The organism is Mycobacterium sp., assembly GCF_032161845.1.
In the GTDB taxonomy this organism is placed as follows: domain Bacteria; phylum Actinomycetota; class Actinomycetes; order Mycobacteriales; family Mycobacteriaceae; genus Mycobacterium.
The window spans coordinates 1-16,496 of the sequence record NZ_JAVRQA010000141.1 but is presented as its reverse complement, the minus strand read 5'-3'; the positions used below and the strand labels follow the sequence as shown (position 1 = coordinate 16,496).

Annotated in this window: 14 protein-coding genes; all 14 read right to left on the bottom strand. The window is 67.6% G+C overall.

What is annotated here, in order from left to right; genetic code table 11:
• Position 1 precedes the first annotated feature (1 nt).
• On the bottom strand, positions 2–2,497 hold the full coding sequence (locus tag QOD90_RS08260; RefSeq protein WP_526348492.1) for a [protein-PII] uridylyltransferase: 2,496 nt from the start codon (positions 2,495–2,497) through the stop codon (positions 2–4).
• Positions 2,498–2,574: 77 nt separating this feature from the next.
• Positions 2,575–2,913: a P-II family nitrogen regulator gene (locus QOD90_RS08255; protein WP_526348490.1), complete on the bottom strand. Its 339-nt coding sequence runs from the start codon at positions 2,911–2,913 to the stop codon at positions 2,575–2,577.
• 40 nt (positions 2,914–2,953) lie between these two features.
• Complete coding sequence (locus tag QOD90_RS08250) at positions 2,954–4,288, bottom strand: ammonium transporter (protein WP_526348488.1); 1,335 nt, start codon at positions 4,286–4,288, stop codon at positions 2,954–2,956.
• 157 nt (positions 4,289–4,445) lie between these two features.
• Positions 4,446–5,759, bottom strand: a complete 1,314-nt coding sequence (ftsY, locus tag QOD90_RS08245; RefSeq protein WP_526348533.1) for a signal recognition particle-docking protein FtsY — start codon at positions 5,757–5,759, stop codon at positions 4,446–4,448.
• A gap of 82 nt (positions 5,760–5,841) precedes the next feature.
• Positions 5,842–9,438 (bottom strand): chromosome segregation protein SMC, encoded by a 3,597-nt coding sequence (gene smc, locus QOD90_RS08240; RefSeq protein ID WP_526348486.1) that lies wholly within the window; start codon positions 9,436–9,438, stop codon positions 5,842–5,844.
• A gap of 26 nt (positions 9,439–9,464) precedes the next feature.
• The gene (locus QOD90_RS08235; protein ID WP_526348531.1) at positions 9,465–9,749 is read right to left on the bottom strand and encodes an acylphosphatase; all 285 of its coding nucleotides are present in this window, start codon (positions 9,747–9,749) and stop codon (positions 9,465–9,467) included.
• A gap of 2 nt (positions 9,750–9,751) precedes the next feature.
• Positions 9,752–10,159 (bottom strand): OsmC family protein, encoded by a 408-nt coding sequence (locus QOD90_RS08230; RefSeq protein WP_526348484.1) that lies wholly within the window; start codon positions 10,157–10,159, stop codon positions 9,752–9,754.
• A 43-nt stretch (positions 10,160–10,202) separates the two neighbouring features.
• Positions 10,203–11,066: a bifunctional DNA-formamidopyrimidine glycosylase/DNA-(apurinic or apyrimidinic site) lyase gene (mutM, locus tag QOD90_RS08225; protein WP_526348482.1), complete on the bottom strand. Its 864-nt coding sequence runs from the start codon at positions 11,064–11,066 to the stop codon at positions 10,203–10,205.
• Positions 11,059–11,793 (bottom strand): ribonuclease III, encoded by a 735-nt coding sequence (gene rnc / locus QOD90_RS08220; protein ID WP_526348480.1) that lies wholly within the window; start codon positions 11,791–11,793, stop codon positions 11,059–11,061. Before rnc ends, mutM begins: the two co-directional genes overlap by 8 nt.
• Positions 11,790–12,404 carry a YceD family protein gene (locus QOD90_RS08215; RefSeq protein ID WP_526348478.1) on the bottom strand — a complete coding sequence of 205 codons (615 nt, stop codon included), beginning with the start codon at positions 12,402–12,404 and terminating at the stop codon, positions 11,790–11,792. Before QOD90_RS08215 ends, rnc begins: the two co-directional genes overlap by 4 nt.
• Before the next feature lie 31 nt (positions 12,405–12,435).
• The gene (gene sepIVA, locus QOD90_RS08210; RefSeq protein WP_526348476.1) at positions 12,436–13,173 is read right to left on the bottom strand and encodes a cell division protein SepIVA; all 738 of its coding nucleotides are present in this window, start codon (positions 13,171–13,173) and stop codon (positions 12,436–12,438) included.
• 98 nt (positions 13,174–13,271) lie between these two features.
• Positions 13,272–13,760, bottom strand: a complete 489-nt coding sequence (gene coaD / locus QOD90_RS08205; RefSeq protein ID WP_526348474.1) for a pantetheine-phosphate adenylyltransferase — start codon at positions 13,758–13,760, stop codon at positions 13,272–13,274.
• 11 nt (positions 13,761–13,771) lie between these two features.
• On the bottom strand, positions 13,772–14,338 hold the full coding sequence (rsmD, locus tag QOD90_RS08200; protein WP_526348529.1) for a 16S rRNA (guanine(966)-N(2))-methyltransferase RsmD: 567 nt from the start codon (positions 14,336–14,338) through the stop codon (positions 13,772–13,774).
• The coding region (locus tag QOD90_RS08195; RefSeq protein ID WP_526348472.1) for a pyruvate carboxylase at positions 14,335–16,496 on the bottom strand (2,162 nt) is incomplete at its 5' end. The genes QOD90_RS08195 and rsmD, both read right to left, overlap by 4 nt.

Genomic DNA, 16,496 nt, shown 5'->3' with positions numbered 1-16,496 from the left:
GTCAGCTGGCTTCCGGCACTGCCTTCGGCGCGCTTGGAGTGGGAAGTACGGCGTAGAGGTCGCGCTCGAATTCCTTGCGCGCCTCCGAATGTTCCTCAGTCGTGTCCTCATTCGCCAGCGCGGCCACCACGATCCCGAAGGCATCCACCACCGACGAACCCAACGTTGTGACCTTCGCCCAGGCGATGTCGATGCCGTCGCGCTCGATCACGGCGGTCAGACGGGCCAGCAGCCCCGCCCGGTCCGTGCTGCGGATCTGGAGGACGAACTCGCCGGGGGACGTGCCGTCGAACCAGCGAATCCGCGGTGGCGCCGGCGCGTTGATCGGCACGGCGTCGGGGATCTCCCCCGCCCTCGTCGTGTTCGTGGCGGCGGCGTCGCGGTCGCGGCGTTCGAGCGAGCCGATGACGTCGAGGTCGCCCCCCAACGCCAGCACGAACTGTTCGCGAAGCAGCTCGGCGGCCGGCGGAGTGCCGAAGTGCGGCGACACTACGAACGTGTTGATCGCGACGCCGTCGTGGCTATTGACCGACGCCGAATGGACGCGCAACGAGTGCAGCGCCAACACGCCCGCCGCCTTCGACAGCAGACCCCGACGGTCGGGTGCGATCATCGCCACGCTGTAGATGTGGGGGCTGTCGCCGGCCACCAGCTCGACGTGCACACCACGGTCGGACGCGAGGACGAGGTGCCGTGGCTCGATGGGATCGGGCTTCGGCAGCGGCTCGCCTGCCATCACCAGCCTGCAGCGGCGGACCAGGTCGCCGATGAGCGAGGCCTTCCAGTCGCCCCACACGCCGGGGCCGGTGGCAAGGGAGTCCGCCTCGGCGAGCGCGTGCAGCAACTCGAGCAGCACCAGGTCGCCGTCGAGCGCCTCGACGACCGACGCGATGATCTTGGGGTCCTGCAGGTCGCGGCGGGTGGCGGTGTCCGGAAGCAGCAGGTGATATCGCACGATCTTGGACAGCAGCGCGACGTCGGACGGCCACAGCCCCAGCCTGGTGCCGATCTGGGTCGCCAGATCGGCACCGATCACACTGTGGTCGCCGCCGCGGCCCTTGCCGATGTCGTGGGCAAGGGCACCGAGGACCAGCAGATCCGGCCGCGATACCCGAGTGGTGAACGCACTTGCACGCGAGATGGTTTCGACGAGGTGCCGATCGACCGTCCAGATGTGGACGACGTCGCGTGGCGGCAGGTCCCGCACCGCACCCCATTCGGGAAAGAGCCTGCCCCACAGTCCAGTTCGATCCAACGCCTCGATGGTCGCGACGGTGGCGGGTCCAGCGGCCAACATCACCAACAGGTCCTTGAGCGCCTGCCGCGGCCACGGGGTGCGGAGTTCCGGTGCCGTCGCGGCCAGTCGGCTCAACGTCGTCGCCGACATCGGTAATCCGGTCGTCGCCGATGCGGCCGCGACCCGCAGGATCAACCCGGGATCGCGTTCGGGGCGGGCGTCGCGCGCCAGCATGACCTCCCCGCCATACTCGATGACACCTTCGTCGACGGGTCGGCGGATGGGCCGGCGCAGCGCCGATAAACCGCGGCGCGGCAACGCATTCGACGCGGTGCGGAGCCCGGCATCGACGTAGTAGCTGATGGTGCGGGCGGCATCGCTGAGCATCCGGGCCAAATCGAACCGGTCACCGATGTGCAGTGCGGCGCCGATCTCGTCGGCGAACTGGGCCAACAGCATCTCCCTGCCGCGGCGCGACACGCGGTGCAATTCGGTCCGCACGTTGAGCAGCGCGAGGTGCGCGTCGCCGAGCGACCCGGTGGGCGAGGCGAGCGAACGGCTGGGATACGCATCGGCCAGCTGCGCGATGGCCAGCGCATTGAGCAGTTGCACGTCGCGTAGGCCGCCCCGCCCGTTCTTCAGGTCGGGTTCGGCGCGGTGGGCGATCTGACCGCTGCGATCCCAGCGAGCCTGGGTGTGCTCGACGAGTTCGGCGAACCGAGGCGCGATCCCGGTGCGCCACTGGCGGCGTGCACCGCCGACCAACAGCGTCGACAGGTCGGAGTCCCCTGCGATGTGCCTGGCGTCGAGCATGGCCAGGCCCGCCGAGATGTCCTCGCCGGCGACCTTGAGTGCCTCCGGCACCGTGCGGACGCTGTGATCGATGTGAATGTTGGCGTCCCACAACGGATACCAGAGCAACTCGGCCACCTGTGACACCACGTCGCGGGGCATGTCGTCGTGGATCAGGGTCAGGTCCAGATCGGAGTACGGCAGCAGTTCGCCACGCCCGAGGCCACCCGTCGCGACGATGGCGAAGCCGCTGGTCGCGGTGATGCCGATCTCGGCAGCCTTCGTGGTGAGCCAGAATTCGTGCAGATCGAGCAACGCGTCGCGCAGGGCGGCGGAGTCCAATCTGGCGCCACCGGTCAGCAGTTGATCGGCGGCGATCGCCAGGTCCTTCGCCGGACGCGACGAACCCGCCGCAGGGGCCTCCCAGCGAGAGGCCCCTGCGGCGGGATCTGGTGTCTGCTTCGTCATCTCGGTCCTCCCCGGGCATTGCTGTTGGTCGTTTACTCGATGCGTGTCCGGGAGACGACGCTTAGATCACTTCTTCATCAAATGGCGTCAGTCCCACGCTCACCGGTCCGCACTCGGACGACGGTGTCCACGGGGCTGACCCATACCTTGCCGTCACCGATCTTGCCGGTGCGGGCGGCCTGGACGATGACGTCCACCACCTTGTCGAAGGCGTAGTCGTCAACCAGGACCTCGACCCGCACCTTCGGCACGAAGTCGACGTAGTACTCCGCACCACGGTAAACCTCGGTGTGGCCCTTCTGCCTGCCATAGCCCTGCACCTCGCTGACGGTCATCCCGAGGATGCCCGCCTGCTCGAGACCCGTCTTGACGTCCTCGAGGGTGAACGGCTTGACGATCGCAGTGATCAGCTTCATTTAGTCAGTTTCCTTCCAAGTCACTGTCAATTGTTCCCGATCACGCGAGTTCATAAGCCGTTTCCGCATGCTGGGCTTCGTCAATGCCATTGGCTTCGTCCTCTTCGTCGAGCCGCAGCCCGATGGTGAACTTGAGGAGGTAGGCCAGGATCGTCGTCACGACGAACGAGTAGATCAGGACTGCGAACGCACCAACGGCCTGACGCCACAGCTGGTCGAAGCCGCCGCCGTAGAACAGACCCGCAACCGCCGCAGGCGCTTCCGGAGCGGCGAAGAGTCCGATCAGCAGGGTGCCCGTAAGGCCACCGACCAAGTGCACGCCGACCACGTCGAGCGAGTCGTCGAAGCCGAACTTGAACTTCAGTCCGACCGCCAGGGCGCAGAGGCAACCACCGATCGCGCCAATCGCCAGTGCACCAAGCACATTCACCGACGAACAGGACGGCGTGATCACGACGAGGCCCGCCACGATGCCCGACGCGGCGCCAAGCGTGGTGGGATGTCCGTCGCGGATCTTCTCCGTCAGCAGCCAGGCGAGCATGGCCGCCGCGGTGGCGATCGTCGTGGTGACGAAGGTGCTACCCGCGATGCCACCCGAGTTGGTAGCGGAACCGGCGTTGAACCCGTACCAGCCGAACCACAGCAGACCGGCACCGAGCATCACGAACGGCAAGTTGTGCGGCCGCATCGGAGCCCCCGGCCAACCGCGGCGCTTGCCGAGGACGAGACACAGCGCGAGACCTGCGACACCGGAGTTGATGTGGACCGCAGTACCACCCGCGAAGTCGATTGCCTTGAGCTTGTTGGCGATCCAGCCGCCCGTCTCGCCGGTGTACCCGTCGAAGGCGAACACCCAGTGCGCCACGGGGAAGTAGACGAAGGTCGCCCACAGTCCAGCGAACACCAGCCAGCTGCCGAACTTCAGACGATCGGCAACCGCACCGGAGACCAGGGCCACGGTGATGATCGCGAACATGAGCTGGAATGCGACGAAGACCGTCTGCGGAATCGTGCCGAACAACGCGATGTTCGTGGCGTCGACGGCGGCCGTACCAGTGGCCGGATCCGCGGCGACCGCGGCGACCGCGTTGCCTCCGATGAGACCCTTGAGACCGAAGTACTGCATGGGGTTGCCCATGAAGTTGCCGACGTCGTTGCCGAACGCCATCGAGTAGCCGTACAGCACCCACAGCACCGTCACGATGCCCATGGCGCTGATGCTCATCATGAGCATGTTCAGCACGCCCTTGGCGCGAACCATGCCGCCGTAGAAGAAGGCCAGTCCAGGGGTCATCAACAGCACGAGTGCGGAGCTAGCCAGCATCCATGCCGTGTCGCCGGTGTCCGGCACACCCATTATCGGAAATCCGTCCACTCCCAGTTTCCTCCTTCGCCCATGCCACGGTTAGTCACCGATGACCTAGGCCAAGACAATGCGCACTGGTTGTTTCGCCAATGAGCCGCCCGTGTTTCACCCATGTGAACGGATCGGCCGATTTCGTTTCGGCGGTGTTAATCGCCTCGTCAGGGCGTTAGCCGAGCAGGGCGTCGACGAACGCGGCGGGCTCGAAGGGGGCCAGATCGTCGGGCCCCTCGCCGAGACCGACCAGCTTCACCGGCACCCCAAGTTCCTGCTGCACGCGAAAGACGATGCCGCCCTTGGCCGTACCGTCAAGCTTGGTCAGGACGACTCCGGTGATGTCGACGACTTCGGCGAAGACCCTCGCCTGGGGCAAGCTGTTCTGGCCGATCGTCGCGTCCAGTACCAGCAGAACCTCGTCGACCACGGCACGCTTCGTCACGACCCGCTTGACCTTGCCCAACTCGTCCATCAGACCCGTCTTGGTGTGCAGCCGGCCCGCCGTGTCGATGACCACCACGTCGGCTCCGCTTCTGATGCCCTGATCGACGGCGTCGAAGGCCACCGACGCCGGATCGGCGCCCTCGGGGCCACGCACCACCTCGGCCCCGACTCGGGCCGCCCAGCTCTGCAACTGGTCGGCCGCGGCCGCCCGGAACGTGTCGGCGGCACCGAGGACGACGCGGCGCCCGTCGGCGACGAGCACGCGGGCAAGCTTTCCGACGGTGGTCGTCTTGCCCGTTCCGTTGACTCCCACGACGAGTAACACCGAGGGCTTGTCGTCATGCGGCAGCGCCTTGATGGAGCGGTCCAGCTCGGGGCGAAGTTCGTTGATGAGGACGTCGCGCAGGACGGCCCTTGCGTCGGCCTCGGACCGGACGCTGGTCGCGGCCATCCTGGCTCGCAGTGCACTGACCACGGACGCGGTGACGACGGGGCCGAGATCGGCGACGAGCAGGGTGTCCTCGATGGCTTCCCAGGAGTCCTCGTCGAGGTCTCCGCCGCCGAGCAGGCCGAGCATGCTGCGGCCGAGCGCGTTCTGCGACTTCGAGAGTCGTCCGCGAAGGCGCTCCAGCCTGCCGTCCGCGGGGGCGATCGACTCGATCTCTGGTGCCGACGGCTCGGGTAGCGGGTGGACCTCGGCGACCTCTGGCGCCTGCGGTTCTGGTAGTTGGACGTCGGAGATGGAGCGCCTTGGCGCATCGCGCGGGATGGTGGCGTCATCCCCCACGGCGGGCAGGCCCGACGTGTCCAGCGGCGCGCCGGGGCTGACCGCAGGCGGTTCGATGGTGTCGCTCGACTTCGAGAACGCGATCGTCGACGATGCGGTGTATCCGCCGGACTTGTCGACCGGTGCGTCGAGGGTCGCGCCCTTCTCTGGAGACGACAAGCTGATCCGTCGCCGCCGGTAACGCACCAGCCCGACGGCCAGTGCGACTACGACGAGTACGGCCACGACCGCTAGGGCTATCCAGAGACCTACCAACTGACCTTGCGTCACGGGATCATTGTCTCAGGGTGGGTCGGGGTAACCCTCATCCCGGTGGGGCACGGGTCAGGTGGTCAGCCTAGGGAGTAGAGGTGACCAGTTCCTGACCCCGCATCCGCTGCGAGATCACGGTCGTGATGCCGTCGTCGCGCATGGTGACGCCGTACAACGCGTCGGCGACCTCCATGGTCGGCTTCTGGTGCGTGATCACGATGAGCTGGGAGCGCTCGCGGAGTTGAGAGAACAGCGTGATCAGACGCCGCAGGTTGACGTCGTCGAGCGCGGCCTCAACCTCGTCCATGACGTAGAAGGGTGACGGCCGCGCACGGAAGATCGCGACGAGCATCGCGACGGCGGTCAGCGACTTCTCGCCACCGGACAGCAGGGATAGTCGCTTGATCTTCTTGCCTGGCGGCCTGGCCTCGACCTCGATGCCGGTGGTCAACATGTCGTCGGGGTTGGTAAGCAGCAGCCGTCCCTCACCGCCGGGAAACAGCGTGGCGAACACCTGGGTGAACTCGCGCTCCACGTCGGCGTACGCCTCGGCGAAGACCAGAAGGATGCGTTCGTCCACGTCGGCGATCACGTCGAGCAGGTCCTTGCGGGCCGCCTTGACGTCCTCGAGCTGGGTGGAGAGGAAGGTGTAACGCTCCTCGAGAGCCGCAAACTCTTCCAGGGCAAGGGGATTCACTCGTCCGAGCTCGGCGAGTTCGCGGTCCGCCTTCTTGGCTCGACGCTCCTGGGTGGCGCGGTCGAAGGGCATCGGAGCAGGCGCGGTCACCTGCTCGCCACGCTCCTTGGCCTGCTCGTACTCGGCCATCTCCAGCTCCGACGGCGGAAGTGACACGTGCGGGCCGTACTCGGAGATGAGGTCGTCGGTCGCCATGCCGAACTGCTCTAGCGCATGTTGTTCGAGTTGTTCGATGCGAAGAGCCGCTTGGGCCTTCGCGACCTCGTCGCGATGCAGGGAGTCGGTGAGCGCTGTGATTCTGGCGTTCAGTTCATTGACCTCGAGCCGCACCGCGCCAAGCGCCTCGGCGCGATGGCTGCGTTCGGCGGCAAGTCCGTCCCTGGTGCGACCCGCGACCGCGACCGCGGTGGCCAACCGCGCGGCGACCAACCGGCCCGACTCCGCGACCGCTGCCGCCACCGTCGCGGCATGCTCACGCGCCACCCGCGCCCGCTGCGCGCGCAGCCGGGCCTCACGCTCGGCGGCTGCCGCTCGGCGCAGCGAATCTGCCCGTCCTCGAACCGCATTCGCCCGCTCCTCGGCGGTGCGCACCGCCAACCGCGCCTCGAACTCGGCAGCCCTGGCTTCTTCGGCGGCCGCCACCGACGCCTGGCGATCCACCGGCTCGGCGTCGAACGTGGGAACCTCCTGCGCATTGCGCAGCCGTTCCTCGAGCCCCGACATCTCCTCAACGGTCTTCACCCGGCCCGCTTCGAGCTCGTTGCGCTGACCGTTGAGTCGCTGCCATTCGTCTTGTGCCGCACGGGCTTCGTGTCCGAGCCTGCCGAGTTGTTCGTAGATCGCCGAGATGGCGGCGTCCGATTCGTTGAGCGCCGCGAGCGCGTCCTCGGCGGCGTCCTGGCGCGAGGCCTGCTCGGCCAGCGCTCCCGACAAAGCCGCCGTCAGTTCCGAGACCTGCCGCTCGGACGACGCCAATTCCGTACGCGCCTTGTCGATTTCGGAGGTGATTTCCAACGTGCTCGGTTTGCGATCCGAACCTCCGGTAAGCCAACCCGCGCCGACCAGATCCCCGTCGGTGGTCACCGCCCGGAGCTCGGTGCGCGCCGCAACCAGGTCCAGCGCCGCGGCCAGATCGGCGACCACCACGACGTCGGCCAGCATCGTCGCAATGGCACCGCGTAGCCTTGGCGACGGCTCGACGAGATCGACGGCCCACAGCGCACCGACGGGCAGGGATCCCCCCGAATTTCGCCGTGGCTCTGCCGCTTCGGGCCAGTCACCGAGGACGATCGAGGCGCGGCCGCCGTCGGCCTGCTTCAGCGCCGCGACGGCCGAGCGAGCCGCGCCGAAGCTCTCGGCCGCCAACGCATCGGCGGCGGATCCGAGTACGGCTGCCACCGCCGCCTCGTATCCGGCGCGGACCCGCAGCATCTTCGCCACCGAGCCGAATAGTCCAGTGCCGCCGTGGTTCTTCTGCAGCCACGCGGCGCCGTCCCTGCGGTCGAGCCCGACCGCCAACGCGTCGATGCGCGCCCGCAGTGATGCCACCTGACGTTCGGCGGCGCGTTCGGCGGCCTGTAGCTCGGCGACCCGCTCATCGGCGAGGCGTAGCGCAGTGACCGTGCGGTCATGCTGATCGTCGAGCCCGACTTCACCGGCGTCGAGTTGGCTGACGCGGTTCTGGACGTTCTCGAAGTCGACTCTGGACTGCTCAACCCGCATCGCGGACTCTTCGAGGCTGACCGTGAGCCGTGCCACGCCTTCGTCGATCGACTCGACACGCGTACGCATGGTGTCGACCTGACCGGAGAGCCGGGCCAGCCCCTCCCGGCGGTCTGCCTCGGCGCGAGCTGCCGCCAGGTGTGCACGTTCGGCCTCGCCGGCGATGCGCTCACGTTCACTCAACTCCGCGCGCGCATGCTCTTGCCGGTCCCGGCATTCCGCCAGGTCGGCGAGTAGCAGCTGTTCGTTCGCGGCCACTTCGTCGGCCTGCGCCTCGAGTTCCTCCGGATCGGTTCCCTGGGACGCTTCGACGTCGGAGTCGAGCAGTTGCGCTCGCTCGGTGGCGATCCGCACCGTGGCGCTGACGCGTTCGGCGAGGGCCGACAACCGGAACCACGTCTGCTGTGCCGCCTCGGCGCGACCGCTGAGGCCCGACACCGCGGTTTCGTGGGTCGTCAGCTCGATGGTCGCCATCTCCAGCCGGGTGCTGACCTCGTGGTGTTCGCGCCGCAACGTCGTCTCGGCCTGGCTGGTGTCGTTGAGCTCGGTGCGGCGGATGACCAGATCGTCGGCAGCCAGCCGGAGCTTGGCATCGCGGAGATCGGCCTGAATGGTCTGCGCCCTCCGGGCCATCTCGGCCTGGCGCCCGAGCGGCTTCAGCTGACGCCGCAACTCGCTCGTCAGGTCGTTCAGCCGATTGAGGTTCGCCGACATGGAGTCGAGCTTGCGGACCGCCTTCTCCTTGCGCTTGCGGTGCTTGAGCACGCCCGCGGCTTCCTCGATGAACGCCCGTCGGTCCTCGGGCCGGGACTCGAGGATCTCGGAGAGCTTGCCCTGACCGACGATGACGTGCATCTCGCGGCCGATGCCCGAGTCCGACAGCAGTTCCTGGACGTCCATCAGTCGGCAGCTGTTGCCGTTGATCTCGTATTCGCCTGCACCGTCACGGAACATCCGCCGGGTGATGGACACCTCGGAGTACTCGATCGGGAGCGCGTTGTCGGAGTTGTCGATGGTCAACGTCACTTCGGCGCGGCCCAGCGGCGCCCGCGACGAGGTGCCCGCGAAGATGACGTCCTCCATCTTGCCGCCCCGCAACGTCTTGGCGCCCTGCTCGCCCATGACCCACGTCAGGGCGTCGACGACGTTCGACTTCCCCGATCCGTTGGGACCGACGACACAGGTGATGCCCGGTTCGAAGCGCAGAGTCGTCGGCGAAGCGAAGGACTTGAAGCCCTTCAGCGTCAGACTCTTTAGATGCATGACGTGCGAGCTTACCTGCGGGGTTGCTATCTCTCGGCGAACCCCTCGAACGGATTGTCCGACTCCGAGAGGTCGTAGACGACCGTGTCGACGTGACCCGGCGTGGCACCGCCCTGCAGCAGGTCGACCAACCGCTGACATGCCGTGCGGGATCCGCACGCGACGACGTGCACGCGACCGTCATCCTTGTTCGCCGCGAATCCCGTCAACCCGAGCTCAAGCGCCCTGGCCCGCGTCCACCAGCGAAACCCGACACCCTGCACGCGGCCATGTACCCAGGCGGTCAGGCGGACGTCCTGGCCCGACGGCAGGTTCACTTCTTGGTGACCTCGAACGTCACCTCGGTGCCGGTCTTGAGGGTGCGGCCGACGGTGCACACCTTGTCGATCGACCGCTCGACGATGACGATGAGCTTCCTGATCTCCTCCTCCGACAGCGCCGACAAGTCGACCTCGAGGTTCTCCTCGATCAGTGGGTAGCGCTCCTGCTCACGATCAGCGGGACCGGACACGTGGACGGTGGCCTGGTAGTCGTCGCCGAGTCGCGTCCGCAGGGCGTGGTCGCTGCTCATGCCACTGCAGGCCGCGAGTGCGATCTTGAGAAGCTCGCCGGGGGTGAACACGCCGTCGACGTCCTCGGAGCCGACGAGCACCTCGGCCTCTCGGCTGCTGCGACCGGTGTAGCGGCGCACCCCGGTGCGCTCGACCCAGAGTTCAGTCACGAATCAACTTCCTTCTCTCCTCTTCCCGCCCGCGATTCGATGGTCAACGTCGCGGTCTTGGCTGGCGCGGTCTTGGCTGGCACCGTGGACAGTAGAACGACGACCGGTTCATGAACTTGTCCCGCTGCATGACCGCGCCGCAGCGACGGCACGGCTCACCCTCCCGGCCGTAGGCATCGAGTGACCTGTCGAAGTACCCCGACTCGCCGTTGACGTTCACGTACAGCGAGTCGAACGACGTGCCGCCCTGACCAAGGGCGTCGCCCATCACGTCGGCGGCGTGGCCAAGGAGCGCGGCCAGCGTCGGCTTGGTCAACGATTCCGCGATGCGGGCACCGTTGACCTTCGCGCGCCACAGCGACTCGTCGGCGTAGATGTTGCCGATGCCGGAGACCACCGTCTGGTCAAGCAGTTGACGCTTGATCTCGGAGTGCTTGCGCCGCAACACCTTCACCACTGCCGCGCGGTCGAACAGCGGGTCAAGCGGATCGCGCGCCACGTGCGCGACGGGCAATGGCACCTCGGTGCCGTCGACGGTGACCAGGTCGGCGAGCATCCAGCCGCCGAACGTGCGCTGGTCGACGAAGCTCATCGCGGTTCCGTCGTCGAGCAGCGTGGCGACCCGTAGGTGCTCGGTCTTCGTGACGGGCCCAAGCAGCATCTGGCCGCTCATCCCGAGGTGCACCACGAGGGCGTCGCCGCTGCCGAGCGTCAGCCACAGGTACTTCCCACGCCTGCCCGTTCCCGTGATGACGTTGTCGAGCAGTCGCGCCGTCAGATCGGCGGGACCCTCCTCGTGCCGTCGCACCGCGCGCGGATGGTTCACCCGGACGGCGGTGATGGTCTTCCCGACGACGTGTGCGGCGAGCCCGCGCCTGACGACCTCGACCTCTGGTAGTTCAGGCATCCCGCGCTAGCTCGGTCTCGGGGGCTCCGAGGGTCTCGAGCCCTTCGAGCGCCTTGTATGCAGCGGCGGCGGCCTGTTGCTCCGCCTCCTTCTTGGTATGGCCCTCGCCGTGGCCGTAATCCTCATTGCCGACGACTGCCCGTGCCGTGAAGTGCTTGTCGTGCTCGGGGCCAGTCGAGGAGACGACGTAGGCGGGGACGCCAAGCCTGCGAGCTGCCGCCAGCTCCTGGAGGCTGGTCTTCCAATCCAGACCCGCGCCCAGGTTCGCCGCCGTTTCGAGCACGTCGGAGAACATCCGGACGATGACCTCGCGGGCGACCTCGTGTCCGTGTTGGACGTACGTCGCGCCAAGGAGCGACTCCACCGCGTCCGCGAGAAGGTTGGCCTTGTGGGCGCCACCGCTGCCCACCTCGCCGCGGCCGAGCAGAAGGTACGCACCCAGCCCGTCGTCGGTGAGGTTCCTGGCGATCCCGGCCAAGGCCTGCGTGTTCACCACGGCCGACTTCAGTTTGGCGAGTTCACCCTCGCTGCGGTCCGGGTACTTGGTGAAGATCTCCGCCGTGATCACCAGACCAAGGACCGCGTCACCAAGGAACTCGAGCCGCTCGTTGGTGGGCAGACCGCCGGCTTCGTAGGCGTAACTGCGGTGCGTCAGGGCCAAGGTCAACAGCTCGTCCGGCAGGTCGACGCCGAGCGCCTCGAGCAGCGGCGCCCGATCGACCGTCACTCGCGACCGCCCGCCGCCGGCTCCGGCGGCCCGTCGCCGGCGTTCTTGATGGCCGCCAGCTTGGCCCACCTCGGGTCGATGACGTCATGGCCGTGCGGTTCGGCATCATTGGCGAACTCGGCCAGCGGGGCACCGCACTCCGGACAGAGTCCTGGGCAATCGTCGCGGCACACCGGCGAGAAGGGCAGTTCCATGCCGACGGCATCGATGATCGGCTGCTCGAGGTCGACCCTGTCGTCGACGACGCGCCCGACCTCGTCGTCGTCGTCGGTGGTGGCCTCGGTGACTGTGTGCGGATACGCGAACAACTCGGTGAGGTAAATCTCGACGTCCCCAGCGACGGGAGTCAGGCAGCGCGAACACTCACCGGCCGTCGGTGCCGATACGGTGCCGCTGACGAGTACACCCTCGGACACCGATTCCAAGCGCAGATCGAGTTCGACGGGAGCGCCTTCGGGGATGGCGATCAACTCGATGCCGATCCGCGACGGTGCCGGCATCGTTTCCGCGAACGTGATCATCGAGCCGGGGCGCATACCTAGTCGCGAGATGTCCAGCGCGAAGGGTGACGGGGGGCCGTGACGCACGCCATGCTTCGACTTTTCGGCCATTCGCTGATTCTACGGCCGCGGTTGGCAGGTCCTACCGCTGCGCGTAGTCGTGCGTGCCCGCGGCGGTCCGCAACTGGTGGCGGCCGCGTCCGACCGAGCGCAGCGTGCCGTTGAGGTATTCCTCGAATTCGGCCAGCTTGCTGTCCACGTAGATGTCGCACTCGCCCCGCAGGCGATCGGCCTCGGCGTGGGCGGTGTCGATCAGCCGGGTGGCCTCCAACGTCGCGGTCTGCACGATCTCGGTCTGCGACACCAACCGCTGCTGCTCCTTGATGCCCTCCTGCACGGCCTTCTCGTAGGAGAGGTTGCCGTTTTCGATGAGGCGGTCGGCCTCGGCCTTCGCGCGACCGGTGCTGGCCTCGTACTCCCGTTTGGCCGTCGTCATGATGCGGTTCGCCTCTTCGCGGGCCTCGCCGACCATCCGCTCGCTGTGCTGACGCGCCTCGCCGACCATGCGGTCGGCCTGGCCCTTGGCGTCGGCGAGGATCCGGTCGGCTTCGCCGCGGGAGTGGTTGAGCAGGGAGTCCGCTTCGGCGGTCGCCGTCGAGACCATCGAATCGGAGTGCTCCTTGGCCTCGCGCAACATCCCGTCACGGGCGTCGAGCACGTCCTGGGCGTCGTCGAGCTCGCCGGGGATCGCATCCTTGATGTCGTCCAGCAATTCGAGCACGTCGCCACGGGGCACCATGCAGCCAGCCGTCATCGGCACACCGCGGGCTTCCTCGACGATCGCTCCGAGTTCGTCGAGCGCCTCAAATACTCGGTACACGGCAACACCCTCCCGGCCTAGTTGGTCGTTACCAGTGTGCCTGGTGTTACCCGTGTGACTTGGCACGCCACGCCGGTGAGTCGCCGTTTTCGCGTCGGTCACCCCGGGGCGCGGTCGGCGAGCTTCGACTGCAGCCGCGCGTTGACGGGCGCAGGCAGCAACTCCGAGACGTCGCCCCCGAAGAGCGCGACCTCCTTGGCGAGCGACGACGACACGAAGGAGTACTGCGGTGTCGTCGCGACGAAGAACGTGTCGACGCCCGCGACGTGCTTGTTCATCTGCGCCATCTGCAGCTCGTACTCGAAGTCGGTGCCCGTGCGCAGACCCTTGACGATGGCGGTCAGCCCGCGCGACTTCACGAAGTCGACGACCAGCCCGCTGCCACTCTCGACCCGAAGATTCGGCAGGTGCGTGGTCGACTCGCGAATCAACTCGATGCGCTCGTCGGCGGTGAACATGCCCGACTTGTTCGGATTCACCAGCACGGCGACGACCACTTCGTCGAACTGAGCCGCCGCCCGCTCGAACACGTCGATGTGGCCGAGGGTCACGGGATCGAACGAGCCTGGGCATACGGCGCCACTCATGTCCGACGACGCTACGCGATCTCGCCGAATTCGAGGCGGGTGTCGCCGTAGCGGCGATCCCGGCCCACCGTCCATCCGGTGGGCCACGTCAACGCGGGCGCCGACGAAGGGCGCTCGATCACCGCGACGGCGCCGGCAGCCACCCAGCCATGATCGGTGAGGGCCGAGAGCACCTCGTCGACGTCAGCCGACGGCACCTCGTACGGCGGGTCGGCGAACACCAGATCCGCGCGACGGTCGGTGCCCGCAGCGAGCACCGACGCGACACTGCCGCACCGCACCGCCGCACCGGTAACCCCCAGCGCCGCGACGTTGTCGGCGATGACGGCGGCCGCCCGCCGGTCGGCCTCCACGAATAGCGCGGACGACGCACCGCGCGAAAGTGCCTCCAGCCCAAGGGCACCCGACCCGGCATACAAGTCGAGAACCACGACACCCGCCAAGTCGAGGCGCGCGGTCAGCACGTTGAACAACGACTCCCGAACCCGGTCCGTCGTGGGCCGGGTGCCCCGCCCGGAGCGACCCTGTGGCACCGCGATTCGCCGGCCGCCGAACTGACCACCGACGATCCGGGTCAGTTCGATCCCCCCGTCGCTTCGCTCTTGCCCACCGAGGAGATCACCACCAGGAGATCGCCACCTTCGACCTGTCCGGTAGCCGCGACGGCGACGCGGTCGACGGTGCCCGCCTTGGGTGCGGTGATCGCTGCCTCCATCTTCATGGCCTCGATGGTGGCGATGGTCTGACCCGCAGTCACCACATCGCCTGCGGCGACGTTCACGGTCACCACCCCGGCGAACGGCGCGGCGACGTGATCGCCGTTGGCGCGGTCCGCCTTCTCCGCCGCAGGCACGGTGTCGGCGATGCTCTCGTCGCGCACCACCACCGGACGCAACTGCCCGTTCAGGATGCACATCACGGTCCGCAGGCCCCGCTCATCGGCTTCGGAGATGGCCTCGAGTCCGATGATGAGCTCAACGCCGCGGTCGATCTGGATGCGGTGTTCGTCGCCGTGGCGCAGCCCGTACCAGAACTGGTTGGCCGACAGCCGCGAGGTATCCCCGTAGACCTCGCGGTGGGCGTCGAATTCCTTTGTCGGCCCGGGGAAAAGCAGCCGGTTCAGGGTCCGCTGTCGTGAGGTGCCCGCCTCCGCGAGCAGCACTTCGTCCTGCGCGCTGAGCTCCGTGGTCGGATTTGCCGGTGGACGTCCCGCCAGCGCCTTCGTGCGCAGCGGTTCCGGCCATCCGCCCGGCGGATCTCCGAGTTCACCGCGCAGGAACCCGATGACCGAGTCGGGAATGTCGAACCGCGCAGGATCGGCGGCGAACTCCTCGGCCGTGATCCCGGCCCCGACGAGGGCCAGCGCGAGGTCACCGACGACCTTCGACGACGGCGTGACCTTGACCAGGTGACCGAGCTCCCGGTCCGCACCGGCATAGGCGTTCTCGACGTCTTCGAAGCGATTGCCGAGGCCCAGCGCGATCGCCTGTTGACGCAGATTGGACAGCTGGCCGCCGGGAATCTCATGGCTGTACACCCGTCCCGTTGGGCCCGGCAGCCCGGATTCGAAGGGCGCGTACACCTTTCGCAACGCCTCCCAGTACGGCTCTAGATCGCACACGGCCCGTAGCGACAAGCCGGTGTCGTAGCGCGTGTGCATCGCCGCCGCGACGATCGAGGACAGCGACGGTTGACTGGTGGTTCCCGCCAGCGGAGCGGCTGCCCCGTCGACCGCGCTGGCGCCGGCCTGCCACGCCGCGGTGTAGGTCGCCAACTGGCCACCGGGGGTGTCGTGGGTGTGCACGTGCACCGGCAGATCGAACCTGCTGCGCAACGCCGAGACCAGGGTGGTCGCGGCCGGTGCCCGCAACAGGCCCGCCATGTCCTTGATGGCCAGCACGTGGGCGCCCGCCTGGACGATCTGCTCGGCCAGCTTGAGGTAGTAGTCCAACGTGTAGAGCGTTTCGGCCGGATCCGACAGGTCGCCGGTGTAGCTCATCGCGACCTCGGCGACCGCCGTGCCGGTCGCCCGAACGGCGTCGATGGCCGGGCGCATCGACTCGACGTTGTTCAGCGCGTCGAAGATCCGATAGATGTCGATGCCGGTGGCCGTGGCCTCCTCGACGAATGCTTCGGTGACGACTTCCGGGTACGGGGTGTACCCGACGGTGTTGCGGCCCCGCAGCAGCATCTGCAGGCAGATGTTGGGCACTTCCTCACGCAGCGCCGCCAGTCGTTCCCACGGGTCTTCCTTCAGAAACCTAAGGGCCACATCGTAAGTCGCGCCACCCCAGCACTCCAGCGACAGGAGTTCTGGCGTCATGCGTGCGATGTAGGGCGCGACGGCCACCAGGCCGGAGGTCCGCACCCTGGTGGCGAGCAACGACTGATGCGCGTCACGGAAGGTGGTGTCGGTGACGCCCACCGCGGGAGAGTCCCGCAGCCACGCCGCGAACCCCTCCGGACCCAACTCGATCAGGCGCTGCTTGCTGCCGGGAGGCGGGATCGAGTCGAGGTCGAGATCGGGCAGCTTGTCCTGGGGGTAGATCCGGGCCCGATCGCGGTACGGCGAGTTGACCGTGACCTCGGCGAGGTAGTTGAGCATCTTCGTACCGCGGTCGGCCGACACGTGAGCGGTCAGCAATTGCGGGCGTTCGTCGATGAACGACGTGGTGACCCGACCCGCGCGGAAGTCGGGATCGTCGACGACCGCCTGCAGGAACGGGATGTTCGTCG